Raw genomic sequence first — 26499 nt, forward strand, 5'->3', positions numbered from 1 at the left:
GTCTCCATAAGTGCGAGGAAGGCGGAAGTGAGGGTCAGGCGTCGAGGATTTCGGCGACCAGGCCACGGATCCGCCGGTCGATCTCGTCACGGATCGGGCGAACGGCCTCCACACCCTGACCCGCGGGATCCTCCAGCGGCCAGTCGAGGTAACGCTTGCCGGGGAACACCGGGCAGGTATCGCCGCACCCCATGGTGATCACCACATCGGACGCTTCGACGTCCGCAGTGGACAGCTTGCTCGGCACCTCGGCCGTGATGTCCAGACCCCACTCGGCCAGTGCCGCGGCAGCAGCGGGGTTCACTTTCTCCGCGGGCTCGGAACCCGCGGACCGGACGGCGATCCGGCCGAGCGAGTAGTGCTGCAACAGCGCGGCAGCCATCTGGGAGCGGCCGGCGTTGTGCACGCACACGAACAACACCTCAGGCGTGCGGGACATGAATGGATCCTCTCGAGACAATGTTGCTGCATTCATGACGATCGGTGCGAGTGAGCATCGATCCTCAACCCTGGAGTTCTTCGAGCAGTTGGCGGACCCGGCGGTCGATCTCATCTCGGATCGTCCGGACCACGCTCAGGGGCTGGTTCATCGGATCGGGCACGTCCCAGTCGAGGTAGCGCTTGCCTGGATAGACAGGGCAGGCGTCCCCGCAGCCCATGGTGACGACCACGTCCGCGGCACGGACGACCTCGTCGGTCAGCGGCTTGGGGAACCCGTTCGACAGCTCGATGTCGAACTCGCCGAGCGCCTCCGTGATGACCGGCGGGATCGTCCCGGTCGGCTGCGACCCGGCCGAACGGACCATGACATGCCCGAAAGCGTGGTGGGCGAGTAGCGCCGCGGCCATCTGTGACCGGCCGACGTTGTGCACGCAGACGAACAACACCTGCGGTGCGGTGACCTGGGTCAGCCCATCGGCCTTGGCCAGGTCGAGCAGGCGTTCGCGGGCGAACCGTGCGGTCAGCGTGGACAGGTGGGTCTTGACCGTCGCCGTCCGTTCGAGCAAGTAGTAGGTCTCGGTGACGAAACGTTCGACCGTATCCCGGCCGAAGGTGCCCTGGAACCTGTCGCCGAGCTCGTCGGCAATCCGATCGAGCACGTCCAGCACCTTGCCGGCGGGCAAACCGTCCGTGGCGTGGGTCATGACGTCTCCTCAAGACAAGGACAACTGGATCGAAGTCTGTGAATCCAATTCAAGAGCCTGCATCGATGTTTGTCAATTCAACCGGTATGATCTCCTTCGGGTCACCCGTACCGAGGAGGGCGCATGGCGTTGGAGAACGGACGCACCCGCAAGCCGGTGCCCGTCACACTGCTGATGGCCGAGCCCGCGGACGTCGTCACGCAGGAAGAGGCAGAGCGGGCGGCGAAGTTATTCAAGGCGTTGTCGGATCCGGTGCGTATCCGCCTGTTGTCGCTGGTGCGTTACTCGCCTGGCGGCGAGGCTTGTTTCTGCGACCTCGCCGAGGAGTTCGACATGCCGCAGCCGTCGCTGAGTCACCACCTTCGCGTGCTGGTGACGGCTGGGATCCTCGATCGGGAGCGACGCGGAACCTGGAGCTGGTACAGCGTCCAGCCCGAACTGCTACAGACCCTGGAAACGCTTCTGCGCAGCGGCGGCCCCCTCGCGGACCGAGCTGCTCCGCTCTCACCCCGAGAGCGGAGCTCCGCTGCTGAACCGCCCGTACTCGCCACCATGGTGACTAGCCACTCGAGCCCAGCGGGCGGACACTGACTGGATGGACCGGGACGCGGTTCACCAGGACTGGGAACGAGTTCGTCTCACCTTCGGCCGGCTACTCGACGAGGCGAGCGATGCCGACCTGCGCCGTCGTAGCGACGGAACGCGATGGACCAACCGGCAGTTGCTGTTCCACATGCTGCTCGGATTCCTGATCATGCGCGCCCTGCTGAACCTCGTGCGGCTGCTCGGCCGCCTCCCGCCCGGCGTCAGCCGCGGCTACGCCCGCCTGCTCAACGCGGGGACTCGCCCCTTCGACGTCGTGAACTACCTCGGCTCCTGGCTCGCCGGAAACACGCTCACCCGACGGGCCATGAAGCGCCTCTGCGACCACACGATCAGCCGCCTCCACCACCGCCTCGACGCCGAAACCGACACCGACCTCGCCCGCGGCATGTATTACCCGGACCGATGGGATCCGTTCTTCACCGAGTACATGACCCTGGCCGACGTCTACCGCTTCCCTGCGCAGCATTTCGACTTCCACCAACAGCAGCTCAGGCTGCCTGCCCAAGGGAATCGTGACGGGCGCCAGGAACAGTGAAGCGATCGCGGTAGATCACTCCTTTGGCCGCTCACACGGTGACAAATCCGGAGTTACGTTGGGTAGTTCACGTGGACGGATCGGGGAGGTCCGATGACGCAGCTTCCGATGTTCGGCCAGCCACCGGACACACCCACCGCCAAACCGGCGGGCGATCAGGCTGTCACCTTGCAGGTCCTGATCACCGTGAAAGCGGCGCCCAACCCCTCCGAGAAGTACGGCGAAACCGTCTGCGTGGCCGGGCTCAGCCTCGACCACGATCGCCCCGGCTGGATCCGCCTCTACCCGATCAACTTCCGCGAGCTCGGCCCTGACGCGAGCTTCGCGAAATACGACGTCGTGACGGTCGAGGCAGTCCCGGCGAGGCAGGACAGCAGACAGGAGAGCTGGCGACCGCGGATGCCCACCCTGAAGGTCGGGAAACACCTGACCAAGTGGTCGCACCGCCGCCCGTGGATCGATCCGGCGATCAGCGAACACACCACGATGTGCCGTCTCGTGCGCGGCGCCACCATGAGCACGCAGTCACTGGCCCTCATCCGCCCGAAAAGGATCACGGCCCTGCGAATTACCCGGCATCAGGGTTGGTCGAAGGCTCAGCAAGCCAAGATCGACAGCTACGTCGGCCAGCTCGATCTGTTCGAGAACGAGGACCGGACGCCGCTACGAGCGCCACGGTTCGCCGGCACCTATCACTACGAGTGCGAAGAGCGCGATTGCAACGGCCACAAGCAGGGGTTCATCGACTGGGAGTTCGTCGCCTTCCAGATCCGGAACCTCCGCGGTATGAACGATGCCGACGCCGCCCAACTTCTCGAGCAGCGGTTCTTGCGCGAAGTCTGCGGCCCTGACCGTGAGGTCGCCTTCTACGTCGGCAACGTCGCAGCGCATCCCCGGACGTTCAGCGTCCTCGGCGTTTACTGGCCGCCGCGGTCAGTTCCGAGGTAGGCGGCCGGCGATCTCCGCCAGCACGACGTCACGATGACATCGCCGCTGGTCGGCTTCGAAACACAGTACGGCGACTCGTTCACCGGCAGACAGGCGAGCGAGTTCATCCAGGCTGGCCTGGGCCTCGGTGTTCTCCAGCAGCTCGACGTACCGATCCTTTGCCTGCTTGAGCTCGGTCTCGTCACCGGCGAAGCCGGCCCGATTCGTCTTGAGGTTCCCGAGCTCGCGACGGTGGTCGTATTCGATCCCGGCCTCGGCCAGCGCGGCCCGTAGCGCTGTCTTGCTGAAGCCCCGCTTGCGCGAGATCGGGGTCAACCGGACGTCGACCAGACGCGTCACGCCACGCTGCACGAGCCCGTCGATGAACTCGGAGATCTCCTGCCCTTCGTATCCGACGCCGATGGCGCCGTCACGAAGCCGGGTCGCGCTGCTGGTCATGCCCACACCCTGTCATGAGACCGCCCGTCGGACGACCCCTACCCCGCCTCTCTTCTACGCGGACCGCTTGTCGACACCTCACGTCTCGCGCTACGGTACTTATACCCCCTAAGAGTATACGAAGGAGTACAAGTGTCGGCCGACAAGTACTTCGAGCGCGCAGGAGCGTCGATCGCCTACCAATTCGAAGGATCCGGACCTCCGCTCGGTTACGCCCATGGCGTTCCGCTGAGTCGCAAAGCCGTGCGGAGCTTGGAGCTGTTCGACGTCGACTCCCTGGGCGCGGGGCGCAGCATGCTCGTCTACGACCAGCGCGGCCACGGCCGTTCGACCGGCCGCCCGATTCCCGAGGACTACCTTTTCGAGAACTTCGCGCAGGACCTGCTCGCGCTCCTCGACACCCTGGACATCACCCAGCCGACGGACTTCGCCGGGTCGTCACTGGGATGCGATACGGCCCTGCGCGCGGCCATCGCGGCCCCGGACCGTTTCCGTCGGCTCGTCCTGATGATTCCGCCAGTCGCCTGGACGCCTGACGCCGAACTGGCGAAGCAGTGGTACTTCGACAGCGCGGACAGCATCGAGGAACTCGGAGCGGCCCAATGGCGCCGGCAGTGGGCACACGCGGAGCCGCCGCCGATTTTCGCCGACTACCCGAATTACCGGTTTTCGCCTGATGTGTCGGACGCACTGCTCCCCGCGGTGTTGCGGGGTGTCGGCAGGTCGGACCTGCCCGCGCCCGAGGCGATCGCGACGCTGACGCACCCGACGCTGATCCTTGCCTGGGATACCGATCCCCTGCACCCCGCGTCGACAGCCGAACGCCTGCACGAGCTCATCCCCGGATCCAGCTTGCACGTGTCGACGTCGGTGGCGGACATCAAGACCTGGACAGACCGCATCACCGAGTTCGTCAAGGCCTGAGCCGAGGATTCTTCACCCAGCCGAGATGCGATAGCTCCGCTAGCCTCCATAGTAGATCCCACGTCGAGTGAGGTGAGACCGTGCTGGGTGCGGTGGCAGCATTCGGTGCCGTGGTCGTGCTCGTCGCCGCGGTCTACGGGTTCGCCAGGCTCATCAGGCTGGCGCCGATGGTCCGGGACGTGGCACCGTTTCTCTCCGGCGGATCACCTGCCGAGCACGCGGTCTCGCGGTATCACGTCCGCTGGTACACGATCACGATGGTCTTCCTCGCGTTCGACATGGAGATGGTCTTCATGTACCCGTGGACGCTCGTCGTCGCCGAGGTCGGAACGCCCGCCGTCGTGGAGATGTTCCTGTTCCTCGCCGTTCTGGTCGCCGGGGTGTGGTACGCCTGGCGAGAGGGCGCGTTCCGATGGACGTGAGGGCTTGGCTGGTGCGGCGTACCCCGATACGTCCACTGATCGTCACCACATTGGGTGGTACGAACGTGCGGCTCGCCGCCGAGCGGGTCGCACGGATCCACGGCTGGCGACCTGCCCTGAGTCCAGCGGACGCCAACCTGCTGGTCGTCGCGGGGCCGGACGATCCCGCGATGACGCCTTTCCTTGACTCGATGTGGCAGCAGATTCCGGTCCCCAGGGCCCGGATCCACCTCGGGGTCCCGGAGGCGGTCGAAGCAGGACTCGCCTCCAGTGCGGATCAGGTGCGGTCGACCGAGGGGCAGCCAGAGGCCGAGATCAGCCCGCCTCACGAAGAGCACCGGACACCGATGCCCCACCACGACCAGATGGCGATGTCCCATGACCATGGCGGTCATGCCGGACACGACATGGGCGGCATGGAGATGCCCGGCGGGATCCCGATGGCGGACCGGGCTCCCGACCGGGACGAACTCAAGCTCGACCAGCTGACTGTCCCTTTAGGACCGGGGCTACCCGCTTGGCCGAGCGGACTCCTCATCCGGGCCAAGCTCCAGGGTGACGTGATCCAGGAGGCGGCTGTCGACGTGCTCGGCAACCCTCCAGCGGGAACGGAGCCGTTCTGGGCGGATGTGCGACGCCACCCGGCGCGACGGCTCGACAGCTGTGTACGGCTGTTGACAGTGGCGGGTTGGGAAGACGCGGCCATCACCGCGGCCCGGCTGCGGGACGACATCCTGGCGGACAAGGATGTGGAAAGCGCCGTCGCGCGATGGGTGCGTCGGGTTCGTCGTTCCCGGACGCTGCGGTGGTCCCTGTCCGGCCTAGGTATCCTGAATGGTCCGAAGTGGACAGATCGGCCCGAGGAGGGCGACGCTTACGACCGCCTGATGCGGCGGCTGTCCCCTACTCCGACAAAGCATGACCCGGCCGCGATCCTGGACGCGCTGCCCCGGCTGCTGGCCGGCGCCGAGTTCGCCACGGCGCGGTTGATCGTCGCGAGTCTCGATCCCGACCTCGAGCGTCTCCGGGTGGCCCATGGTTGACGAACTGCCCTGGTGGGGCGGACTCGTACTGCCCCTCGCGCTGGGACTCCTGGTCGCCGCGGCGGCGTCCTGGGATTCGCTGCTGTCCGCGCGGGCGAGCGGCGCGAACGCCGGGCAGGCGCTTACGCTGCCGTTCCGCGAGGCGGGTGGCCTGCTGGTGCAGCAGCGACGTCGCACGCTCGCCGCGGATACGCTGCTGTGGCGGGGTGGCGCGCTCGCCCTCGTGGTGGCCGGAGTCCTCGCGTCCCTGGTGACGCCGTTCGGCCGATGGGCGGTGGCCGACCTCTCGATCGGGATCGTCTGGTTCAACGCGATGGAGGTCGTCGCCTGGGCCGCGGTGTGGCTGGTCGGCTGGGGCGCGAACTCGGCGTACGGCCTCATCGGCGGATACCGGTTCATCGCTCAGGGGCTGGCCTACGAACTACCGCACATGTTCGCGTTGATCACCGCGGCACTCGGGGCCGGTTCGCTGCGGGTGGCCGACGTCGTCGCCGCGCAGGACTCGCTGTGGTTCGTCGCGTGGATGCCCATCGCCTTCGTCGTCTACCTGCTCTCGGTGCTGGCGATGTCGTACTGGGGTCCGTTCGACCAAGCGGTCGGCGCGGACATCGCAGGCGGGGCGACGGCGGAACTGTCCGGAGTGGACCGGTTGGTGTTCGCCGCGGGCCGGTGGCTGCTGCTGGTCTCCGGCGCCGCGTTCGCGGTGCCGCTGTTCCTCGGCGGCGGCGCCGGGCCGCTGCTGCCCTCCTGGTTGTGGACGCTGGTGAAGACGGTCGCCGTGCTCGGACTACTGGTGTGGGTCCGGCGCCGGATCCCGACGGTGCGGATGGAGCGGTACGAAGAAGTCGCGTGGCTGGTGCTCATCCCGTTGACCCTGCTGCAGGCACTCGTCGTCGCCATCGTGGTGATCGCCCGATGAGGAAGGAGCCCGGCTGAATGTGGACACAGATCGCCTTCTGGGCGTGCGCCGTCGGAGCCGTTGCCACCGGCGTTGCCGTCTTCCGGGTGGATTCGATGGCGCGGGCGACGTTCGCTCTGCTCGCGTCGTTCATCTTCGCCTCGGGAACGGTCTTCCTGCTGAACCTCGCCTACCTCGGCGTCCTGGTCATCCTGATGATGATCATGGAGATGGTCGTCATGGTCGTCTTCATGATCATGTACATGATGAACCCCGCCGGGCTGATGCCGATGACGATGGTGCACAACCAGAAAGGGTCGCTGGCCATCGCCGGAGGCGTGTTCGTGGCGCTCGCCGTGGGGATCTCGCTGGTCCGGTGGCCCACGTCGGACGCCGCGCGCCCGGCCGACCCGACACGTGCGCTCGGTGAGGCGCTGATGGGTTCGAAGATGCTGGTGATGATGGTGATCGGGTTGTGCCTCTTCGCCACGATGGTCGCCACGGTCGTCCTGGCCACGAACCGCGGCCGATACGACCGCTACGGCGATCGCCTCGACGCGAAGCGCCCGGACGACCCGGTCCGAGGGGGCCTGAACCGGTGACCCTCCAGTGGTTTCTCTACCTCGCGGCCGCGCTGTTCAGTGTCGGCCTGTACGGCGCGCTGTCCCAGCAATCGATCGTCATGATCATGATGGGCCTCGAACTGATGGCCAACGCGGTGATCGTGGCCGGTGCGGCGTTCTGGTACTTCGTCTCGCCGATGCGCCCCGACGGGCAAGTCGTCGTCCTCGTCGCCGTCACGCTGATGGCGCTCGACATGGCGGTCGGCTTCGCGGTGACGACCGCGATCTTCCGGCGCCGGGACGTCGACATGACCGACTCCGCCGCGGATCTCAAGGGCTGAGCCGATGGTCCAGTGGCTGCTCGTAGCGCTCCCCCTGGTCGTCGGCGGTATCCTCCTCGTCGCCGGGCACCCAGCCGACCGGCTCGCGCCTGCCCTCGGCGTTGGATCGGCGGCCTTGACAGCAGTGCTGGCGGTGGTCGCCGCGAGCAGCCGGCCGGACGCCTCGGCACCGCTGCTCGCCGGGCTGCCTGTCAGCTTGGCCGTGGACGGGTTGTCGGCGGTCATGGTGGTCACGGTGGCCGTGATCCTGGTGGCGGTGCTCGTGTTCGCGTCCGCAGAGTTCGGCGCCGGCGAGTCCCGCGCCCGCTTTCACGGGCTGATGCTGGTCTTCGCGGGCGCGATGCTCGTCACCGTCTGCGCCCGGGATCTCATCGTGCTGCTGATGGCGTGGGAGGTCATGGGCGCGTGCTCGTATGCCCTGATCGGTTTCTGGTGGCGCGAGACCCGCCGTGTCGACTCGGGAACGCTCGCGTTGCTGACCACCCGATCGGCCGACCTGGGGCTGTATCTGGCGTCGGGCGCCGCGCTGGCGGGCGGGGTCGGAGGTCTCACGCTCGCCGGACTGCCTGAAGCAGCGGCCGGTTGGCGCGACGTCATCGCGGCCGGGATCGTGCTGGCCGCGATAGGAAAATCCGCCCAGCTTCCGTTCAGCTTCTGGCTCTCCCGCGCGATGGACGGTCCGAGCCCCGTCTCGGCTCTGCTCCACTCGGCCACCATGGTCGCCGCCGGGGCGTACCTGCTCGTGCGGGTGGAGCCGCTTCTGGCCTCGACGGTCTGGGCGGCCGACGTCGTCGCCTGGATCGGTGCCGGCACGGCGGTCGTGCTCGGCGCCGTGGCGCTGGTGCAACGGGATCTCAAGCAGGTGCTCGCCGCGTCGACCTGTTCCCAGATCGGGTTCATGGTGCTCGCGGCCGGAGCCGGCGGACCGGCGGCGGGGACGGGGCAGCTCGTGGCGCACGCCGCGACCAAGTGCCTGCTCTTTCTCGGTGCGGGTGCGTGGCTGGTGGCGCTGGACACGAAGGATCTCGAACGGCTCCGTGGCGCGGCTCGGCGGTTCCCGTTCCTGGGCGTGGTGTTCACCGTCGGAGCTTTGAGCCTGGCCGGGGTACCGCCGCTGTCCATCTGGGTCAGCAAGGACGCGGTTCTCGCCTCGACACTCGCTGACTCCCCCGCCCTGTACGTCGCCGGTTTGGCCGCCGCGCTGCTGAGCGGGGCCTACGTCGGCCGGGTGCTGGCGTTGCTGTGGCAGCCCACCGAGACGACTCCGACGACGCGGTTGCGTCCGCTGTTGCTCGCACCGCTGCCGGTCCTCGCGGCGGCGGCCGCCCTGCTCGGCATCGGTGGCCTGCCTGGTCCCGCCGCCTGGTTCGCCGAATTCGTGGGCGGTTCCCCGGCGGCCGTACCCAACGGTGTGGAACTGCTGGTCTCGGGTGCAGTCGCGGTGGTCGGCGTGGTCGCGGCGGCCATCTGGACACGATCGCGGCCTGCGTTGTCCGGGGCCGGAAACGGGGTGCTCGCGGACTGGCTACGGCTGGAACGCCTCGCCGACCTGGTGGTCGCGAGGCCGACGATGCGGCTGGCGAGTGCCCTTGCGCGGTTTGACGATCACGTGGTCGACGGCGGTGTCCGGGCGGCCGCGGCGACGGGCACGGCGCTCGGGCGTCTGGCGGACGTCCGTGTCGAGTGGTCGATCGAAGGCGCGGTCCGCGGTGTGACGCGGACGGCCCGCGCGCTGGGCCGGCTCGCTCCGAAGGCTCAGACCGGGCAGCTGCACCAGTACTACGCCCAGGCCGCGGTCGCGCTGGGTGTGCTCGCCGTGCTGTTGATGATCCTGTGAAGAACGTGAGGTAGAGCGTGCTCAGCGTCGTGGTGTTCCTGCCGCTGGCGGCGGCGGTGGTCCTGTTCGCGGTGCCGCGCGTCTCCGCTCGGTTCGCCCGCTGGTGGTGGGTCGGCGTCTCCGCGGTGGAGTTCGCGTTGATCGTGGCTCTGTGGGTGGCGGCGCCGGTTTCCGACGGCTACGTCTACGAGGTCAACCTGCGCTGGATCCCGAGCGTCAGCTCGGGGTATCACATCGGGGTCGACGGCTTGAGTCTTCCGCTCATCGCCCTCACCGGCGGTCTCTTCCTCGCCTGCGCGGTGTACTCGCTGCGGCAGGACAAGCGCGTGCGCTCCTTCGCCGCGCTGTTCCTGTTCCTCGAAACTGTGAGCCTCGGTCTGTTCGTCGCGCTCGACCTGATCCTCTTCTTCGTGTTCTTCGATCTGTCCATCGTGGCCATGTACTTCGTGATCGCGGGCTGGGGACATCGCGACGCCGCGCGCGCCGCGGTGAAGTTCTTCCTGTACACGTTCGTCGGCTCGCTGGCGCTCCTGGTCGGATTCATCGCGCTCTATCTCTCCGCAGCGCCGCACACCTTCGACATCGTCGAGCTGACCCGGCAGAACCCGCTCGCGGGGAGCGGCTGGGCCGCCGGCCTGATCCTGCTGGCGCTCGGGGTCGGGTTCGCCATCAAAACCCCGACCGTGCCGTTCCATACCTGGCTTCCTCCCGCGCATACCGAAGCCCCTGCCGCGGGCTCGGCGATCCTGGCCGGGGTGCTGCTGAAGATGGGTACCTACGGGTTCGTGCGGATCGCCATGCCGATCCTGCCCGAGGCCTGGCGCCGGTACGCGCTCGTCTTCGTCATCGTCGGCGTGGTCAGCGTCGTCTACGGCGCACTGGTCGCGTTGGCACAGCGGGATTTCAAGCGGATGATCGCCTACACCTCGGTCAACCACATGGGCTACATCGTCCTCGCGGTCGGCGCGGCCGGTTTGGTGGCGGACTCGGCCGTCAAGGCCCGGCAACTGGCGGTGACCGGGGCGGTGACGCAGATGGTCAGCCACGGCCTGATCACCGGAGCGCTCTTCCTGCTCGCGGGCGTGCTGTACGAGCGGGGCGGCACGTACGACCTGGACCGCTACGGAGGGCTCGCGCGGACGGCGCCCCGGTTCGCCGGGCTGACCGCCGTCGCCGCCTTCGCCTCTCTGGGGCTGCCCGGATTCTCCGGGTTCATCGCCGAGTTCCAGATCTTCACCGGTTCCCTCGGTGCCGCACCGGTGGCCACGATCGTGGCGTTCCTCGGGATCCTGATCACGGCCGCGCTGTTCCTGCGCGCGTTCCAGAAGGTGTTCCTCGGGCCGTCACAATCGGCTCCGGCAGCCGACCTGACCGTCCCGGAGGCGGTGTCGATCACGCCGCTGCTGGTGCTGACGGTCGTCATCGGGATCTTCCCCCGGTTCCTGCTCGACGCGATCGAGCCCGTGTCCCGGTCCGTCCTGACGCTGCTGGCCCGGTGAGCGCGCCGTGGAGATGCTGGACGAGGACCCGTCGGCGCTGCTGCCCGAGATCATCCTGGCGGTGGCCGCCGTGGTCGCGCTGCTGCTCGGGTCGTACCTTCCGCGCGAGCGCCAGTGGCCGGTCCGGCTGCTTACCTTCCTTGCCTGCGCGGGTGGTCTGGTCGCCACGGTGCTGGCGTGGCCGAGTCCGGATCGGACGGTGTTCGGTGGCACGTACGCCATCGACGTCGCCACCAACGCCGGGCGCGCGATCGTCCTCGTCGCCGTGGTGCTGACCTTGGGTGTGAGCGCGCGCGAGTTCCGGTCGTCGCCACGGGAGAGCGAACTCTACGTACTCGTGCTGCTGGCCGCGTTGGGCACGGTCCTGCTGACCGGCGCCAACGATCTCTTGCTGCTCGTGGCCGCGTTCCTGCTCGCCAGCATTCCGCTGTACGCGATGGCCGGGTTCGCCAAGGACGACACCGGCACCGAAGGCGCGCTCAAGTTCTACCTCCTCGGCGCGCTGCTCGGCATCACGATGCTGGCGGGCGCCACGGTGCTGTTCGGCGTCGGCGGTGCCACCGCCTACGCCGACATCGCCAAACCGCTGGGGTCGGCACCCGGCGTCGCGGTGGCCGTGGGCTTCGTCGGGGTGTTCGCCGGATTGCTGTTCAAGATGGGTGCGGTCCCGGCGCATTTCTGGGTTCCCGACGTCACCGAGGGCACCCGGCCACCGGTGGCGGCGTTCCTGACCACCGTGCCCAAGATCGGCGGTGTCATCGCCGCCTACCGGCTCGTCGCCTCCGGCATGTCCGAGACCGCCGTCGACTGGCCGCTGCTGATCGCGATCGTCGCCGCGGTGACGATGACACTGGGCAACCTCGCCGCGTTCTTCCAGCGGAACGTCCGGCGGCTGCTCGCGTACTCGACGATCAGCCAGGTCGGCTATCTGCTGATGGCCGTCGTCGTCGCGACTCGCAGCTCACTGGCGCTGCCGGGGCTGCTGTTCTACGTCGGCGCCTACACGGTGACGAACCTCGGCGCGTTCGCCGTGGTGTGCGCCCTGCCGAAGGCGCCGCTGATCGACGACTACCGAGGGCTCGTGCGGCGACGGCCATGGCTGGCGGTCAGCCTGGCGGTCTGCCTTCTCGGGCTGGTCGGCACGCCGCCGACGGCGGTCTTCGTCGGGAAACTGACCGTCTTCACCGCCGCGTTCGACGGCGGATTCGCCTGGCTGGTCGTCGTCGCGGCCGTCAACACGGTGGCGAGCGTCTTCTACTACCTGCGCTGGATCGCCCCGGCGATGCGGTCCACAGGGGACACCGAGGCGCCTCCCGTCGACAAGTGGGCCGCGAATACCGCCTACGTCGCAACGATCGCGTCGGTTGCCCTCGGCCCGCTGGCCGGAGTGGCTCTGGGGGCGCTGCACGGCGACCTGGCCCTGTTCTGAGGTCAACTAGGTTCGATAGTAGCCTAGGTCACGTTCCGGACGGTGCGGCTCCGGAACGCGTGGCGCGGCGAGAAGGACCGGGGGAAACAGTGGTTCCGTCAGGGGAAAATGCTGGAGAAACCACCACTCAGCTCGAGGTCGAGCCGCCAGCGGGCACCAACCGAAATGCACGCCCGTGGTGGCGCCATCCCGCCACGATCGTCGCGGCCGGCGTCATTGGCGGACTGGCCGTGCTGTACGGGCTTGACCTCGCGTTGACCGCGGGCGAAGTTCCCCGGGGGACCTCTGTGGGTGGCGTTGCGCTTGGCGGGCTTACGTCGGCCGTCGCGGAGCAAACCCTTCGCGAGGCGCTGACGCCACGACTGTCCCGGCCGGTCCAGATCGTGGTGGACGGGCGCGAGACCGCGTTCGTCCCGAACTCCGCGGGCATCACGGTGGATTTCGCGGCCTCGGTCACCCAGGCGGGAACACCGCCCGCCAACCCCTGGGCACGCTTCACGTCCTTGTTCTCCGGCGAGAGCTTCCCCGTCGTCGCGCAGGGCGACGACCAGGCGCTGACTACGACGATCGACAAGTTGCGTACGGGCGTCGACCGCGTCCTCGTGGAGGGAAACGTCCGCTTCGACGGATTGACCCCTGTTCCCGTCCTACCACAGGAAGGCCGACGGCTGGACACGGCGACGTCTCGGCACGCGCTGCTGACCGGCTGGGCCTCCGCGGAGCGTATCGAGCTGCCGGTCGAGACCGTCCGGCCGAAGGCCACCGCCGAAAGCGCGCGGGCGGCGGCCGAGCAGGTGGCCGGGCCCGCGGTGTCCGGACCTGCGACTGTCCGGGGCGATGGCCGGGAGTCCACCGTGTCCGCGTCGGACATCGCGGAGGCACTGACGTTCACCCCGTCCGAGGACGGGAAGCTGGTGCCCAGCCTCGACAAGGCGAAGCTCCGCGAGCTCGCCGAGCAGCTCGCCCCGACCGAGAAGCCCAGCCAAGACGCGCGGATGACCTTCGAGGGCGACCGACCTCAGGTCGTTCCCGCCAAGGAGGGGCGCGTGGTCGACTGGGACAAGACCCTGCCCGCGCTCATCAAGGCGATCTCCAAGGACGGGAACCGGGTGGCCGTCGCCGAGTACCGGAACACCCAAGCCCAGGTCACCGCCGACGAGATCGCCAAGCTCGGCATCAGGGAGGTCGTCGGGGAATTCACGACCGGCGGCTTCGCCAGGGACTCCGGGGTCAACATCCGCGTGGTCGCCGAGAAGGTCGACGGCGCGATCGTCGAACCCGGAAGCACGTTCAGCCTCAACGACTACACGGGTCCGCGTGGCCGCGCCCAGGGCTACGTCGAAGCAGGCGTGATCGAAGAGGGCGTGCCCGCGCGCGCCGTTGGCGGCGGGATCTCGCAATTCGCCACGACGCTCTACAACGCCTCGTATTTCGCCGGGATGACCGACGCCGGCCACAAAGAACACAGCTTCCACATCAGCCGCTACCCGGCGGCACGGGAGGCGACCGTCTTCCAGAATCCGGACGGCAGCAGCGTCATCGACTTGAGGTTCAAGAACGACGCACCGACCGGCGTGGCGATCCAGACGATCTGGACGAACTCGTCGATCACCGTGCGACTCTGGGGCACGAAGCACGTCACCGTGGAATCGATCCCCGGCCCCAAACACGGCTACACCAGCCCGCCGACCGTCACCAAGTCGGCAGGCTCTTGCCGGACGGCGAAGGGTAAGTCCGGGTTCACGACTTCGGACACGCGGGTGATCCGCGATCTGAGCGGCGCCGAGATCTCCCGGTCGACACGCACTGTCCGGTACGAACCCGAGCCCGCCATCGTCTGCTCCGGCTCCGACTGACGCCACGGCAGGCCTGACTTCTCGCCTCCGCCCGAGTATCTACTATGCTATCTAGTAGTTACTCGGACGGAGGCCCCATGGTCGTCAAACCCGCTCCCATCGCACTGCGGCCCGGCTCGGAACGCACTGCACCGCCGAAGGGCTCCGTTCTCCTTCGTTTGCTGCGCACGACCGACCACAAGCAGCTCGGCATCATGTATCTGGTCACGTCGTTCGCGTTCTTCATGGTGGGCGGTGCGCTCGCGATGCTGATGCGCAGCGAGCTGGCCCGGCCGGGGATGCAGTTTCTGTCCAACGAGCAGTACAACCAGCTGTTCACCATGCACGGCACGATCATGCTGCTGCTGTACGCGACACCGAGCATCTTCGGATTCGCGAACTTCATCCTGCCGCTGCAGATCGGCGCCCCGGACATGGCGTTCCCCCGCCTGAACTCGTTTTCGTACTGGCTGTACCTGTTCGGCAGTCTGCTCGTGGTGTCCGGCTTTCTCACCCCGGGCGGCGCGGCCGACTTCGGATGGTTCGCCTATACGCCGCTGTCGAATGCGATCTACTCCCCCGGAGTCGGCGCCGACCTCTGGATCACCGGTCTCCTGGTGTCCGGATTGGGCACCATTCTCGGCGCGGTCAACATGATCACCACCGTGGTGTGCCTTCGTTGCCCCGGGATGACGATGTACCGGATGCCGATCTTCACCTGGAACATCCTGGTCACCAGTATCCTGATCCTGATCGCATTCCCGATCCTGACCGCGGCACTGTTCGGTTTGCTGGCCGACCGCAGGCTCGGTGCACACGTCTACGACCCGGCGAACGGCGGCGTGATCCTCTGGCAGCACCTGTTCTGGTTCTTCGGCCATCCAGAGGTCTATATCGTCGCCCTACCGTTCTTCGGGATCGTATCGGAAATCCTTCCGGTCTTCAGCCGCAAACCCGTGTTCGGCTACAAAGGACTCATCTGGGCCACCATCGGTATCGCGGCCACCTCGGTTTCCGTGTGGGCCCATCACATGTACGCGACGGGCTCCGTATTGCTGCCGTTCTTCTCCTTCATGACCTTTCTCGTCGCGGTCCCGACCGGGGTGAAGTTCTTCAACTGGATCGGCACGATGTGGAAAGGGCAGCTGACCTTCGAGACGCCGATGCTCTTCTCGGTGGGCTTCATGGTCACCTTCCTGTTCGGCGGGCTCACGGGGGTGTTACTCGCCGCCCCCGCGATCGATTTCCAGGTCTCGGACAGTTACTTCGTCGTCGCGCACTTCCACTATGTGCTCTACGGCACGATCGTGTTCGCCACGTTCGCCGGGATCTACTTCTGGTTCCCGAAGATCACCGGCCGCATGATGGACGAGAAGCTCGGCAAGTGGCACTTCTGGACCACGTTCATCGGCTTCCACGCCACGTTCCTGGTGCAGCACTGGCTGGGTGCCGAAGGCATGCCGCGCCGGTACGCGGACTACCTGCAGTCCGACGGGTTCACCACGCTGAACACGATCTCGACGATCGGCGCGTACATCCTCGGTGCCTCGACGCTGCCGTTCATCTGGAACGTCTTCAAGAGCTACCGGTACGGCGAGATCGTCACGGTGGACGACCCGTGGGGTTACGGCAACTCGCTCGAATGGGCGACGTCCTGCCCGCCGCCGCGGCACAACTTCACCGAGCTGCCGCGGATCCGGTCCGAGCGTCCGGCGTTCGAGCTGCACTACCCGCATATGGTCGAGCGCATCCACAAGGAGGGTGAGATCGGCTTCTTCGGGAAGCAGAAGGTCAACACCCACCGCGCGCCGTCCCAGGTGCTCACCGAGGCGGCCATGCCGGGTGACCACTCCAAGGACAACTCCAGCGAGTGACATCAAGCCACGCCACAAGATGTCGCCGGAGAATCCATGTACTATCGGACTTCGTAGATCGCTGAACCGTGAGGGAGTCATGACACCTGCCGAGCACCCGCCGTTCCCGAACCGCCGGATGAGCCGGCGCGGTTTCCTGGTGCTGGGCACCGGTACCGCCGCGGCTGTGGGCTTGTCCGCCTGTTCGTCCGGCGGCGGCACGCCCGTGCAGGCCAAGGTCGGACCGACCTCACCCCTGGTCGCCAGGGGTGAGCAGGCCCGGCGCGCGGCGAACGCGGCCGTCACGACGGCGGACTTGACCGCGACGGTGGGTGAGGTCGACCTCGGCGGTGTACCGGTCAAGACGTGGACGTATGGCGGAGCGCTTCCGGGCAAGGAAATCCGACTGAAACGCGGCGAGGTACTGAAAGCCAACCTCGGCAACCGGCTCCCCCAGCCGACGAGCATCCATTGGCATGGCCTCGCTCTGCGCAACGACATGGACGGCGTGCCCGATGTCACCCAGCAGGCCGTCGCGGCGAACGCGGACTTCACTTACGAGTTCACGGTGCCCGACGCGGGGACGTACTGGTTCCATCCGCACGTCGGCGTGCAGCTCGATCGCGGGCTCTATGCCCCGCTCATCGTCGAAGATCCGGCCGACGGCAAGGACTACGACGACGAACTGGTGATCGTGCTCGACGACTGGATCGACGGAACCGGCACCGATCCGGACGCGGTCCTCGACAATCTGAAAAAGAACGGCATGGCCATGGGCCACTCGATGCCGGGCATGTCCGAGATGCCCGGCATGCCGAAGTCGGACGTCCTCGGCGGCGACGCCGGAGACGTGATCTACCCGCATATGCTGGCCAATGGCCGGCTCGCGACCGCACCTCATTCGTTCGACGGCAAACCCGGGCAGCGCATCCGGCTCCGGTTGATCAACGCGGGCGGGGACACCGTGTTCCGGGTCGGTATTCCCGGTGTGCCGATGCGGATCACCCACACCGACGGCTTCCCCGCGACCACTCCGAACCCCGCCGAGACGGTCCTGATCGGCATGGGTGAGCGAGTCGACGCCGTGATCTCCCTCCCTGACAAGGGTGTGCCTGTCATCGCCATCGCCGAAGGAAAGAACGCCTACGCCCAGATCCTCCTGCATTCCGGCGGCAGCAAATCGGCGACGGCGAACGACACCGCGGTCGCGGCCTTGAAAGCGCGGCAAGTACACGGCCTCGCCGACTTCCAGGCCACCCCCGAAGTCTCCCTTCCTGCCAAGAATCCGGACGTCGTCCATGACATGGTCCTGGCCGGGCCAGGCGCCAAATACGACTGGACGATCAACGGCAAGCCCTTCAACCCCAACGACGGCCTGCCGATCCGGCAAGGGCAGCGGGTCCGGCTGCGCTTCGTGAACGACTCCGACATGTATCACCCGATGCACCTGCACGGCCACACGTTCCAGGTTCGCGGTCAGAACAATCTCGGCGCTCGCAAGGACACCGCGATCGTCCTCCCTCGCACGACCGTGGAAGTCGACTTCGACGCGAACAACCCCGGTCAATGGCTCACCCACTGCCACAACGTCTACCACGGCGAAGCCGGGATGATGTCGGTCGTGTCCTATGTGGAGTGAGCGATCCCGTCGATGGGTGGCCGCAGTGGCCGCCGCCGCACTGAGCGCGCTCGCAGTCGGGGTGCCGACCGATGTCATCGACACGTCGTACTTCACCCGCATGACACCGATCCGATGGTGGGAGTATCCCGTTTTGGCGCTCACCGCGGTCCTCACCGGGCTCTGGGTGTCCATTCGACGTCCCCAAAGCGACACCCGCGGGCGTGGCCGGGTGATCGGATCGGTGACCGCCGCGGTGTTCGCTGTCGGATGCCCGGTTTGCAACAAGATCATCGTGGGACTGCTCGGCGTGTCCGGTGCTCTCGGCTTGTGGGCACCCGTTCAGCCCGTACTCGCGGCTCTGTCGGTGGCCGCTCTGGGCGCCGCCGTGGTGATTCGCTGGCGGCAGCGAGACTGCACCACGGAAGCCTGCGCGCCGGAAGTCACACGGGAGGCCAGCCCAGACGGGCGAACCACGCCAGCATCTGGCTCATCAGCAGCGTCCAGCCACCTGTGAGCATCGCGATCCCCATCGCCATCAGCAAAACCCCGCCGACGACCTCGATCTTCCTCGTATGCTTCCGCAGCCAGCCCAGGCCACGCTGCCCCCGCGCCACTCCGAACGCCACAAGCAGGAACGGCACCCCGAGCCCCACCGAGTAGGCGAACAACAACAACGCGCCGGTGCCGACCGTCGCCGTACTCGCGGCGGTCGCGAGAATCGACGCGAGCACTGGGCCGACACAGGGCGTCCATCCCAGGCCGAATGCGACGCCCAGCACGACCGCGCCTGCCGGGCCACCGCGCACACGATGCAGGTCGAACCGGAATTCCCGGTACAGCAATGGAATCCGGACGACGCCGAGCATGAGAAAGCCCATCACGATCACCAGGATGCCGCCGATGACCGTCAAAGTCTGCTTCTGCTGTGCCAGCGCCAGCCCCAGGGCCGAGGCCGTCATCCCGAGTGCGACGAACACCACGGTGAAGCCGAGGATGAACAATAGCGAGGCGACAGCGACACGACGTTTGCTCAGCGTCATGGTCGGTCCGTCCACAGAGGACCGTCCGACGCCGGACATGTAGGACACATAGCCGGGCAGCAGCGGAAGCACGCACGGCGAAGTGCACGAGATGATCCCCGCCACGATGGCCAGCGACAGCGATGCGTACAACTCCACGTCAGAAACCTGCCTGTCGGAACCCGGACGAGTGGTCGGCTCCAACCGACTGTAATCTACTAGCGATGTTAGTAGAGCAGCGGGATGCCGTGGTGGCCGTGACGGATCTGGACGTCACCGTCCACCGCAGCCCTGTCCTGCGCGGACTCGACCTCGTGGTGCGCCCCGGTGAAGTGTTCGGTGTCCTCGGCCCCAACGGCTCGGGGAAGAGCACGTTGCTGGCCGTCCTGGCCACCCTTCTGCGACCGGCCGGCGGGCTCGGAACCGTGCTTGGTGCGAGGCTCGGCACTTCGGCGGCCCAGAGTGTCAGGCCGTCGATCGCGCTGGTCGGACATCAGTCGGCGTTGCACCCGCTCCTGACACTGGAAGAGAACCTGCGTTACGTGGCCACACTGACCGGGCGGTCCGCTTCCGCGGCCACCGCCGCACTGGACCTCGTGGGTTTGGGACAAGCGGCTCACCGCCGGGCAAACCAATGCTCACAGGGAATGCTCCGGCGCGCCGACCTCGCACGGGTCATCCTGACCGCTCCGAAGCTGCTGTTGCTCGACGAACCCCACGCCGGTTTGGACCCCGCGTCGTTCGGTCTGGTCGATCTGGTCGTGCACCGGGTCCGTATCCGCAGCGGCGCGGCGGTCGTGGTCTCCCACGACATCCCACGGCTGACATCGCTGGCCGACCGGCTCGCTCTCCTCGAGGGCGGGCGACTGGTTCCGTGCGTCCACGAGTTCGTGCCGGACGGTGAGCACCGATGACCACGCCGCTGCGGCAGGCCGGTGCCGTCGCGCGCACCGAGTTGCGGATCGAGGGCCGTGCCGGTGAGACGCTCTGGGTGATCGCGCCGTTCGGGGCGGTGGCGCTGTTGCTCGTACCATTGGCCGTCGGCGCCGACCGCCCGCTGCTCGCGCAGCTCGGCTTGGGGATGTACTGGGTCGTGGTGCTGCTCTTCGGCCTGCTCGTCACCCTGCGCCAGTCCACGACCGATTCGCCTGAACACCTGGGGATGCTGCGGCTGGCAGGAGTCGCCCCGGCGGCCCGGCTCGCGGGTCGCGCGGTCGCGACCACGGTCGTGCTGCTGGCCTTCGAGTTGCTGTTGCTGCCGGCCTTGGTCGTGTTCTACCAGCCGCCGATGCGCGGCTGGGCGTGGCTTTCGGCTGTCTTGCCCGTCACAGCCGCGGGACTGGCCGCGCTCGGCACCCTCGCCGGGGCCGTCGTCCGCGGCCTGGCCGGGCGCGGCACGCTCGGCCCGCTGCTGGTCTGCCCGCTCGCGCTTCCGCTGCTGCTCGGCGCCACGGAAGTGATCAAGACGGCCGCCTACGGACGGATTCCGTGGCCCTGGCTCCTGCTGTTGGTCACCACCACCGCGATCGGCTGGCTCGGTCTGCTGCTGAGCGCGAACGCCTGTGAGGAGAACGCATGAACCCGCTCGGACGACGACTGCCGGTCGCCACCGTCGTCGTGCTCGCCGCCGGGCTGACCGGCGCCGTCCTCGCGCCACCGGACCGAATCCAGGGTGAGTACCAGCGTCTGATGTACCTCCACGTTCCGACGGCGTGGACGGCCTACCTGTGCTTCGTGATCACCTTCGTGGCGAGCGGGCTGTGGTTGTGGCGGCGGAAGGAACGCTTCGACCGGTTCGCGGCCGCCAGCGCGGAGGTCGGTGTGCTGTTCACCGGTCTGACGATCGCACTGGGTTCCTGGTGGGGCAAACCTGTCTGGGGCGTGTGGTGGACCTGGGATCCCCGGCTGATCACGACCGCGCTGATGTTCTTCGTCTACCTCGGGTATCTCGCTCTCCGGCGCGCGACGCTCGACCCTGTCGCGCGGGCACGGCGCGCGGCCGTGCTCGGCGTCGTCGCGTTCGTGCAGGTACCCATCGTGCACCTGTCGGTGGTGTGGTGGCGGGCCCTGCACCAGCCACCGACCGTCCTGAAACCGGGCGACCCTTCCATCGACCATCGCATGCTGCTGGTGCTGCTGGTCAACGTGCTCGGGTTCACCCTACTCGCGATCGCCCTGCTGCGAGCCCGCACTCGCCTGTCCTCGCTGGAAGAGGACCTTGCTACCGCCCAAGCCACCGCGGACAGCCGGCTGGCCGGCCTCGCGGTGGCCGCACCACGACTGGAAGGGCCGGCGAACGATGTCTGAATGGACCTGGGTGATCATCGGCTTCGTAGTCACCTTCGGCGTTCTCACCGCGTACACGGTCAAGCTGGTCCAGCGGGCCAGGGCCGTCCAGCGCGAGTTGGGGCGTGACCGGTGAAGCGCTACCGGCTGCTCGCCGTTTCGGGAATCGGCGTCGTCGCGGTGCTCGTCGGCGTACTGCTCTTCGGCAACCTGAACGGCAACCTCGTCTACTACCTCACGCCGGATGAGGCGCTGGCCAAGCACGCCGACTACGCCGAAGGGCGGCGTTTCCAACTCGGCGGATTCATCCGTCCGGGTAGCGACCGGCGCACCGCCGACGGGCTCACGTTCGTCGTGACCTCCGAGGTGCGTCCGGACAGCGCCGCGGTCGTCGTGCTGCATACCGGCCCGGTCGCGCAGCTTTTCCAGCCCGGCATCGGTGTGGTGGTCGAAGGCTCTTGGCGTGGCACGGAATTCCTCTCGGACACCATGATCGTCAAGCACGACGAGAACTATCGTCCGCCGGGCCCGACGCCGCAGCCAGGTCCCGGAGGTGATCCTCGATGACGCAAGCAGTCCCGGCCGCGGGCTGGGGTGGCGCATTGCTCGGCCTGGCCGCTTCGCTCGTCCTGGCCTTGTACGGCTTCCGCGCGCAACACCGCCCAGGAACCGTCCGGACAGGACAGTTACGTGCCGCGACCTCGGTGATGGCCGGCGGCGCGGTCCTGTCGATGGCAGCTCTCGAAACCGCCCTGCTCACCGACAACTTCGCGATGTCGTACGTCGCCGAGACCCACGCGCGCGCGACCCCTCTGCTGTTCACGATCACCAGCGCGTGGTCCGGACTCGGCGGCAGTATCGTGCTGTGGACGCTGGTACTGGCCGGGTACATCTTCGTCGCGGGCCGGAACCTGACGGGAGCGGACGACCGGCTCGGGACCGGGGCGCTCGGCGTCATGGGACTGGTCGCCGCGTTCTTCTTCGGGATGGTGACCACGGTCGCCAACCCGTTCAAGATCCTGGCCACTCCGCCTATGGACGGGCCAGGCCCGAATCCCCTGCTGCGTAACGACATCATGGTGGCGATTCACCCGCCGCTGCTGTATCTCGGCTTCGTCGGCTTCACGGTGTCCTTCGCCTACGCGATGTCGGCGCTGGTGCTCCGGCGGGGCGGTGTCGACTGGCTCGTCCGAACTCGCCGGGCGAATCTCGTGGCGTGGACCTTTCTGACCGCGGGTCTGATCGTGGGCGCCTGGTGGTCGTACGAGGTCCTCGGCTGGGGCGGCTATTGGGCGTGGGATCCGGTGGAGAACGCCGCGTTGATCCCGTGGCTGGTGGCCACGGCGTTCATCCACTCGTCCGTGGTGCAGGTCAAGCGCGGAATGTTGCAGGCGTGGAATTTCGTGCTGGCGCTCGCGACGTTCGCGCTCACCATCCTCGGCACGTTCCTCACCCGCTCGTCGGTGGTCGCGTCGGTGCATTCGTTCACGCAGTCCGGTGTCGGCCCCGCGTTGCTCGGATTCCTCGTCGTGGTGCTGGTGGCCGGGTTCACGCTGTTCGCACTGCGCGGCGAGGACATCGCCACGCGAACACGATCCCTGCGACTCGGCAGTCGCGAGGGTCTGTTCCTGGTGAACAACCTTCTGCTGTGCCTGTTCGCCTTCGTCGTCTTGCTCGGCACCCTCTACCCGATCTTCGTGGAAGCCCTTTCCGGCGGGCAGGTGTCGGTGGGACGGCCGTTCTTCGACCGGATGGCCGTACCGCTGTCGTTCGCGTTGCTCTTGGCGATGGGCGCGGGACCGTTCACGCCTTATCGCTGGGCGACACCGGGTCTGCTGTGGACCCGGCTACGCGTACCGCTTCTGCTCGGCAGCGCTGCCGCCGCGGTCGTGACCGTGGCGGGTCTCCGGTCGGTCGGCGCCGTCGCTGTGGTGTTCCTGGCGGTGACGATTTCCTCGGCGAGTGTCCGGCAACTGCTTGTCGCCGCGCCGAACCGGCGGCCGCGCGGGCTGTGGCGGCTGGTCACCGGGCAGCGTGCGTACTGGGGCGGGCAGCTCGCTCACCTCGGTGTGGCCGTCGTCGCTGTGGCGATCTCGGTCTCCGGAGCCACCACGAACCGCGCCACCGTCACCCTGGCTCCAGGGCAGACGGCGCAGTTCGCCGGGTACACGGTCACTTTGGAGACCACCGAGCAGCATGTCGAACCCGACCGGACGCTGCGCGACGCGCACTTCGTGTTCCGCGAAGACGGCCAAGCCGTTTGGACGGCAGAGCCCCGGCTCGAGACCTTCGTCAACCAGCCGCAGGCGGTCGGCACGCCGACCGTGTGGAGCACGGCGGGCCGGGACATCTACGTGGCGCTCGCCCAGCTCACCCCGGAGAACGTGACGGTGAACCTCTATCGCTACCCGCTGATGTCGTGGCTCTGGGTCGGAGGATTCATGATCGCCGCCGGTGGGGGTTGGGCACTGACCGGCAAGCGACGTGGCCGTCTGGAGCGGTCCACGGCCGAGACGGCTCCTCCGGCGGAGGCGAAAGCCGGTGCGTAGCCGAGTCGTCAGTCTCGCCTGTATCGCCGGTGTGCTGATCCTGCTGGGAGTAGTCGCGGCTCAGCTGATGAGCACCGGCGGCCAGGAGGACCGAGCCTACGAACTCGAGCAACGGCTGCGCTGCCCGGTGTGCAAGAGCGTCTCGATCGCCGAGTCACCCTCCGAAACCGCCTCCGCGATGCGACAGGTCGTACAGGAGCAGGTCGCGGCCGGCCGCGACGAGGAAGAGATCGTCGCGTACTTCCGCTCCCGCTACGGCGACTGGGTTCTGCTCGACCCGCCCGCCCACGGCCCGACGCTGCTGCTGTGGCTCCTGCCGGTGGCAGGCGTGCTCGCAGGCGCCGCCGGGCTCGGCGTCTTCCTGCGACGTCGAGAAGTGGTCCTCGTCGTACCGGAGGAGCAGCGCGATCAGATCGCACAGGCCTTGGAGCGAACACGTGCCCACTACCGTCGTGAGGATCTCCTGTGACTCGTGAACGAGAACGTCTCGAGGAAGAGCGCGAGCAAGCGCTTCGGGATTTGCTGGCGCTGGAGGTGCAGATTCGCACCGGCGAGATCCCTGCCGAGGCCGGGCAACGGCTGCGCACCGAGTACGAACGAGCCGCCGCGGATGCGATGGCCCGGCTCGACGGCCTCGATATGCCCAGTGCACGTACACCGTCCCGGCTCAGTGTCGCCCGCACGCTCGCCTACGTCGTCACCGTGCTGGTCGCGGGGCTCGCGGCTGCCGTCGTCCTCCCTGGGTCGGTGCAGCCCAGGCCGGAGAACGGCTTCGTGACCGGCAACGAGGTCACGCAGAGCAGCACACCCGCACCGCCGTTGCCCGTCGGCGGCGATGCGGCGGGAACGGCCCTGTGGATGAGGGCCAACGTCGAACTCTTCGGCCGCGACGATCCGGCCGCCGCGCTCCGCACCCTCGAGCAACTCCAGACGCGGCCCGACCTGCTCCCGGAAACCCGCCGGGACGTCGAAGCCCTGATCGCGACCGCCCGCCGCGAACTCGACAGGAACGGCCGATGAGCACCGAATCCGCTGATCCCCGTACTGCGACGATGCGATGGCTGCGCTGGGTGGCCCTCGCCGCCGCCATCGCCGCGGTCGCCGTCGGCGCGCTGCTCGGCACCCGCCTCGGCAAGGACCCCACGCTGGTCGACACGCCGTTGATCGGCAAGCCCGCGCCTGAGCTCTCGTTGCCGTACCTGGAACGCGAGGGAGAGCTGGACCTCACGTCGCTACGCGGCCGGATAGTGGTCATCAACTTCTGGGCGTCGTGGTGCGTCCCCTGCCGCGAAGAACAGCCGACACTTGTGGCGGCGGCCGACGCGTACGGCGATGCGGGCGTGACCTTCGTCGGGATCAGTTACCAGGATCAGCGCAAACCCGCGATCGGGTTCCTCGACGAGCTCGGCCGTGGCAAGGGCTACCAGTACGTCACCGATCCTGGTTCCCGCGCTGCCATGGACTTCGGTGTCATCGGCATTCCGGAAACGTTCTTCATCGACCGGACCGGGACCATCGTCGCCAAGATCACCGGGCCGACCGATCCTCCACTGCTCGCGAGCACGCTCGACGACATCCAGGCGGGCCGCCGGCCGCAGTCACGCACCGACGGGCCCGTGCAGTCCGAGCCGTCCTAGGCCGCCAGAATGGCCGCCGCCGCGAGCACCAGCCCGCAGGCGGCCATTGTCACGGCGCGACCGGTCGCGGTTCGCGAGTCGTTGCGCAACGGGAACAGGAGCTGCCGGGCGAACGTATAGGCAGCGACCGCGCCCGCGAAGATCATCCCGTCGACACCCGGCTCGACGCCGAGTACGAGGCTCAGCGTGACGATTCCGATCACCAGGGCGACGGCCGCCTCGACGAGCTGGACCGGAAGCCTGCGAACCCCCAACCTCCGATCGGAGGACCACAAGCCCCATCGCGAAGTCGTCGGCCGTCCCGCGCAGCATCCGGTGAGAAAGCAGCCAGGACGGCCTACGGCCATACCGAGGAAGATGCCCGGCGTCGTCAAGTCCAGGAGTCGCCCGATCGGGATGCCCACCACCAACGCGCCCAGCGCCACCACGGCCAGCGCGACGAGAAGGAAGCCTTGAATACACGCACCGGAGTTCATGAACGTGCGTGGATGCCGTCGATGCAACGCGAGGTACCAGGCCTTCGCCCCGGCGAACCCGAGCGCACAGCCGACGAGCGAGACGGCGAGCACCCCCATGACGCCGTACCCGGACCGAGCGACCAGGACCGCCTGGAGCACGAGCGCCACCACCGCGCCCAGTCCGACCAGCAGCGGCCAGGACAGCAACCGCACTCCTGGCCCCTGCCCCAGGGGGCCCGGCCTCGCGACCACGTCGACGACCCGCCTCGGCAGGTGTCTTGACGCGGCTGAGCCTCGCCCCGCCGCCGTGTCCGGCCTCGCCGTGACTCGCCACGTGCCAGGGTTGACGCCCGGCACTTTCGCCGTCAGGGCCGTCCGCCCGCTACCCGGGATGATCTCTAGGTGCTCGATCACGTCGAACCGGTCGCCAACGCCCGGCTTGCCCGTGACATCGGTCCTCACACCGGTGAATCGAATAGCCGCCGTGTACGGCTCACCGGAATCGGCGGCGTCGAACCAATAGGTGGCCGCGACCCCGTGCGGCAGCACCTCCGCGGCAAGGCCGTCCATACAGCCCACCATCGTCGCGCGACCTTGTCCTGTGCGTCTTCCA

29 protein-coding genes are annotated in these 26499 nt (G+C 67.7%); 24 read left to right on the forward strand and 5 right to left on the reverse strand.

All coding sequences use genetic code 11. The annotated features are described in order from the left end of the window. Positions 1-34 precede the first annotated feature (34 nt). Positions 35-439, reverse strand: a complete 405-nt coding sequence (locus AJAP_RS37540) for an arsenate reductase ArsC (RefSeq protein WP_038520393.1) — start codon at positions 437-439, stop codon at positions 35-37. A 64-nt stretch (positions 440-503) separates the two neighbouring features. Next, the gene (locus tag AJAP_RS37545) at positions 504-1145 is read right to left on the reverse strand and encodes an arsenate-mycothiol transferase ArsC (RefSeq protein WP_038520394.1); all 642 of its coding nucleotides are present in this window, start codon (positions 1143-1145) and stop codon (positions 504-506) included. Positions 1146-1268: 123 nt separating this feature from the next. On the opposite strand from AJAP_RS37545, the gene AJAP_RS37550 reads away from it, so the two are divergent. The 3 genes from AJAP_RS37550 to AJAP_RS37560 all read left to right on the forward strand — a co-directional run bounded on the left by AJAP_RS37550 (position 1269) and on the right by AJAP_RS37560 (position 3234). Next, positions 1269-1736, forward strand: a complete 468-nt coding sequence (locus AJAP_RS37550) for an ArsR/SmtB family transcription factor (protein ID WP_051972717.1) — start codon at positions 1269-1271, stop codon at positions 1734-1736. Positions 1737-1740: 4 nt separating this feature from the next. Then, positions 1741-2286 carry a DinB family protein gene (locus tag AJAP_RS37555; protein ID WP_038520396.1) on the forward strand — a complete coding sequence of 182 codons (546 nt, stop codon included), beginning with the start codon at positions 1741-1743 and terminating at the stop codon, positions 2284-2286. Positions 2287-2379: 93 nt separating this feature from the next. Further along, on the forward strand, positions 2380-3234 hold the full coding sequence (locus AJAP_RS37560; protein WP_038520398.1) for a hypothetical protein: 855 nt from the start codon (positions 2380-2382) through the stop codon (positions 3232-3234). Here the strand turns inward: AJAP_RS37560 and AJAP_RS37565 are convergent. After that, the gene (locus AJAP_RS37565) at positions 3220-3672 is read right to left on the reverse strand and encodes a DUF488 domain-containing protein (protein WP_038520399.1); all 453 of its coding nucleotides are present in this window, start codon (positions 3670-3672) and stop codon (positions 3220-3222) included. The two genes, AJAP_RS37560 and AJAP_RS37565, sit on opposite strands and share 15 nt — an antisense overlap. A gap of 132 nt (positions 3673-3804) precedes the next feature. Between AJAP_RS37565 and AJAP_RS37570 the strand changes: the two genes are divergently transcribed. The 12 genes from AJAP_RS37570 to AJAP_RS37625 all read left to right on the forward strand — a co-directional run bounded on the left by AJAP_RS37570 (position 3805) and on the right by AJAP_RS37625 (position 17955). Continuing rightward, positions 3805-4596, forward strand: a complete 792-nt coding sequence (locus AJAP_RS37570) for an alpha/beta fold hydrolase (protein WP_038520401.1) — start codon at positions 3805-3807, stop codon at positions 4594-4596. A gap of 92 nt (positions 4597-4688) precedes the next feature. Then, the gene (locus AJAP_RS37575; protein ID WP_378438505.1) at positions 4689-5018 is read left to right on the forward strand and encodes an NADH-quinone oxidoreductase subunit A; all 330 of its coding nucleotides are present in this window, start codon (positions 4689-4691) and stop codon (positions 5016-5018) included. A gap of 65 nt (positions 5019-5083) precedes the next feature. Next, on the forward strand, positions 5084-6061 hold the full coding sequence (locus tag AJAP_RS37580; protein WP_051972718.1) for a hypothetical protein: 978 nt from the start codon (positions 5084-5086) through the stop codon (positions 6059-6061). Next, positions 6054-6980, forward strand: coding sequence for a complex I subunit 1 family protein (locus tag AJAP_RS37585; protein ID WP_038520407.1), 927 nt, complete (start codon positions 6054-6056; stop codon positions 6978-6980). The genes AJAP_RS37580 and AJAP_RS37585 overlap by 8 nt, the downstream gene beginning before the upstream one ends. A 17-nt stretch (positions 6981-6997) precedes the next feature. Further along, positions 6998-7561, forward strand: coding sequence for an NADH-quinone oxidoreductase subunit J (locus AJAP_RS37590; RefSeq protein WP_038520409.1), 564 nt, complete (start codon positions 6998-7000; stop codon positions 7559-7561). Next, on the forward strand, positions 7558-7863 hold the full coding sequence (gene nuoK, locus AJAP_RS37595) for an NADH-quinone oxidoreductase subunit NuoK (RefSeq protein WP_038520411.1): 306 nt from the start codon (positions 7558-7560) through the stop codon (positions 7861-7863). Before AJAP_RS37590 ends, nuoK begins: the two co-directional genes overlap by 4 nt. A gap of 4 nt (positions 7864-7867) precedes the next feature. After that, entirely contained in the window at positions 7868-9700 is a 1833-nt protein-coding gene (locus AJAP_RS37600; protein ID WP_038520413.1) for an NADH-quinone oxidoreductase subunit 5 family protein, read from the forward strand. Between the two features lie 17 nt (positions 9701-9717). Next, on the forward strand, positions 9718-11199 hold the full coding sequence (locus AJAP_RS37605; RefSeq protein ID WP_038520414.1) for a complex I subunit 4 family protein: 1482 nt from the start codon (positions 9718-9720) through the stop codon (positions 11197-11199). 13 nt (positions 11200-11212) lie between these two features. Next, positions 11213-12628, forward strand: a complete 1416-nt coding sequence (locus AJAP_RS37610; protein WP_038524633.1) for an NADH-quinone oxidoreductase subunit N — start codon at positions 11213-11215, stop codon at positions 12626-12628. A 287-nt stretch (positions 12629-12915) separates the two neighbouring features. Continuing rightward, entirely contained in the window at positions 12916-14484 is a 1569-nt protein-coding gene (locus AJAP_RS37615; protein WP_228694769.1) for a VanW family protein, read from the forward strand. Between the two features lie 77 nt (positions 14485-14561). Further along, positions 14562-16337 (forward strand): aa3-type cytochrome oxidase subunit I, encoded by a 1776-nt coding sequence (gene ctaD / locus AJAP_RS37620; protein ID WP_038520418.1) that lies wholly within the window; start codon positions 14562-14564, stop codon positions 16335-16337. Continuing rightward, a complete protein-coding gene (locus AJAP_RS37625; protein ID WP_228694771.1) occupies positions 16306-17955 on the forward strand; it encodes a multicopper oxidase family protein in 1650 nt (549 codons plus the stop codon). Before ctaD ends, AJAP_RS37625 begins: the two co-directional genes overlap by 32 nt. A 422-nt stretch (positions 17956-18377) precedes the next feature. Here the strand turns inward: AJAP_RS37625 and AJAP_RS37630 are convergent, their stop codons facing one another. Continuing rightward, on the reverse strand, positions 18378-19115 hold the full coding sequence (locus tag AJAP_RS37630; protein WP_038520421.1) for a cytochrome c biogenesis CcdA family protein: 738 nt from the start codon (positions 19113-19115) through the stop codon (positions 18378-18380). Positions 19116-19180: 65 nt separating this feature from the next. Between AJAP_RS37630 and AJAP_RS37635 the strand changes: the two genes are divergently transcribed. From AJAP_RS37635 to AJAP_RS37670, 9 genes are read left to right on the forward strand one after another with little or no spacing between them, the layout of a single operon-like run. Further along, the gene (locus AJAP_RS37635) at positions 19181-19870 is read left to right on the forward strand and encodes an ATP-binding cassette domain-containing protein (protein ID WP_038520423.1); all 690 of its coding nucleotides are present in this window, start codon (positions 19181-19183) and stop codon (positions 19868-19870) included. Beyond that, positions 19867-20535 (forward strand): heme exporter protein CcmB, encoded by a 669-nt coding sequence (locus AJAP_RS37640; protein ID WP_038520425.1) that lies wholly within the window; start codon positions 19867-19869, stop codon positions 20533-20535. Before AJAP_RS37635 ends, AJAP_RS37640 begins: the two co-directional genes overlap by 4 nt. Continuing rightward, complete coding sequence (gene ccsA, locus AJAP_RS37645) at positions 20532-21263, forward strand: cytochrome c biogenesis protein CcsA (RefSeq protein WP_038520427.1); 732 nt, start codon at positions 20532-20534, stop codon at positions 21261-21263. Before AJAP_RS37640 ends, ccsA begins: the two co-directional genes overlap by 4 nt. After that, positions 21256-21378, forward strand: coding sequence for a hypothetical protein (locus AJAP_RS45155; RefSeq protein WP_267284116.1), 123 nt, complete (start codon positions 21256-21258; stop codon positions 21376-21378). The genes ccsA and AJAP_RS45155 overlap by 8 nt, the downstream gene beginning before the upstream one ends. Continuing rightward, positions 21375-21809, forward strand: a complete 435-nt coding sequence (locus AJAP_RS37650) for a cytochrome c maturation protein CcmE (RefSeq protein ID WP_038520429.1) — start codon at positions 21375-21377, stop codon at positions 21807-21809. The genes AJAP_RS45155 and AJAP_RS37650 overlap by 4 nt, the downstream gene beginning before the upstream one ends. Continuing rightward, positions 21806-23791 (forward strand): heme lyase CcmF/NrfE family subunit, encoded by a 1986-nt coding sequence (locus AJAP_RS37655; RefSeq protein ID WP_038520431.1) that lies wholly within the window; start codon positions 21806-21808, stop codon positions 23789-23791. The genes AJAP_RS37650 and AJAP_RS37655 overlap by 4 nt, the downstream gene beginning before the upstream one ends. Next, entirely contained in the window at positions 23784-24260 is a 477-nt protein-coding gene (locus tag AJAP_RS37660; protein ID WP_038520434.1) for a cytochrome c-type biogenesis protein, read from the forward strand. The genes AJAP_RS37655 and AJAP_RS37660 overlap by 8 nt, the downstream gene beginning before the upstream one ends. Continuing rightward, positions 24257-24811, forward strand: coding sequence for a hypothetical protein (locus tag AJAP_RS42640; RefSeq protein ID WP_051972719.1), 555 nt, complete (start codon positions 24257-24259; stop codon positions 24809-24811). The genes AJAP_RS37660 and AJAP_RS42640 overlap by 4 nt, the downstream gene beginning before the upstream one ends. Next, a complete protein-coding gene (locus AJAP_RS37670; RefSeq protein WP_051972720.1) occupies positions 24808-25428 on the forward strand; it encodes a redoxin domain-containing protein in 621 nt (206 codons plus the stop codon). Before AJAP_RS42640 ends, AJAP_RS37670 begins: the two co-directional genes overlap by 4 nt. Here AJAP_RS37670 and AJAP_RS37675 read toward each other — a convergent pair. Continuing rightward, positions 25425-26456 carry a prolipoprotein diacylglyceryl transferase family protein gene (locus AJAP_RS37675; protein ID WP_202965554.1) on the reverse strand — a complete coding sequence of 344 codons (1032 nt, stop codon included), beginning with the start codon at positions 26454-26456 and terminating at the stop codon, positions 25425-25427. The genes AJAP_RS37670 and AJAP_RS37675 overlap by 4 nt on opposite strands. Positions 26457-26499 lie beyond the last annotated feature (43 nt).

The sequence above is a fragment of the Amycolatopsis japonica genome, assembly GCF_000732925.1.
Taxonomy (GTDB): Bacteria; Actinomycetota; Actinomycetes; order Mycobacteriales; family Pseudonocardiaceae; genus Amycolatopsis; species Amycolatopsis japonica.

Coding starts and splice junctions, on each gene's coding strand:
- AJAP_RS37540 (WP_038520393.1), bottom strand. CDS start 439: ATGTCCCGCACGCCTGAGGTGTTGTTCGTGTGCGTGCACAACGCCGGC.
- ctaD (WP_038520418.1), top strand. CDS start 14,562: ATGGTCGTCAAACCCGCTCCCATCGCACTGCGGCCCGGCTCGGAACGC.
- ccsA (WP_038520427.1), top strand. CDS start 20,532: ATGAACCCGCTCGGACGACGACTGCCGGTCGCCACCGTCGTCGTGCTC.
- AJAP_RS37675 (WP_202965554.1), bottom strand. CDS start 26,456: ATGGACGGCCTTGCCGCGGAGGTGCTGCCGCACGGGGTCGCGGCCACC.
- AJAP_RS37555 (WP_038520396.1), top strand. CDS start 1,741: ATGGACCGGGACGCGGTTCACCAGGACTGGGAACGAGTTCGTCTCACC.
- AJAP_RS37610 (WP_038524633.1), top strand. CDS start 11,213: ATGCTGGACGAGGACCCGTCGGCGCTGCTGCCCGAGATCATCCTGGCG.
- AJAP_RS37565 (WP_038520399.1), bottom strand. CDS start 3,672: ATGACCAGCAGCGCGACCCGGCTTCGTGACGGCGCCATCGGCGTCGGA.
- AJAP_RS37545 (WP_038520394.1), bottom strand. CDS start 1,145: ATGACCCACGCCACGGACGGTTTGCCCGCCGGCAAGGTGCTGGACGTG.
- AJAP_RS37670 (WP_051972720.1), top strand. CDS start 24,808: ATGAGCACCGAATCCGCTGATCCCCGTACTGCGACGATGCGATGGCTG.
- AJAP_RS37560 (WP_038520398.1), top strand. CDS start 2,380: ATGACGCAGCTTCCGATGTTCGGCCAGCCACCGGACACACCCACCGCC.
- AJAP_RS37640 (WP_038520425.1), top strand. CDS start 19,867: ATGACCACGCCGCTGCGGCAGGCCGGTGCCGTCGCGCGCACCGAGTTG.
- AJAP_RS37635 (WP_038520423.1), top strand. CDS start 19,181: ATGTTAGTAGAGCAGCGGGATGCCGTGGTGGCCGTGACGGATCTGGAC.
- AJAP_RS37585 (WP_038520407.1), top strand. CDS start 6,054: ATGGTTGACGAACTGCCCTGGTGGGGCGGACTCGTACTGCCCCTCGCG.
- AJAP_RS37550 (WP_051972717.1), top strand. CDS start 1,269: ATGGCGTTGGAGAACGGACGCACCCGCAAGCCGGTGCCCGTCACACTG.
- AJAP_RS37655 (WP_038520431.1), top strand. CDS start 21,806: ATGACGCAAGCAGTCCCGGCCGCGGGCTGGGGTGGCGCATTGCTCGGC.
- AJAP_RS45155 (WP_267284116.1), top strand. CDS start 21,256: ATGTCTGAATGGACCTGGGTGATCATCGGCTTCGTAGTCACCTTCGGC.
- AJAP_RS37590 (WP_038520409.1), top strand. CDS start 6,998: ATGTGGACACAGATCGCCTTCTGGGCGTGCGCCGTCGGAGCCGTTGCC.
- AJAP_RS37600 (WP_038520413.1), top strand. CDS start 7,868: ATGGTCCAGTGGCTGCTCGTAGCGCTCCCCCTGGTCGTCGGCGGTATC.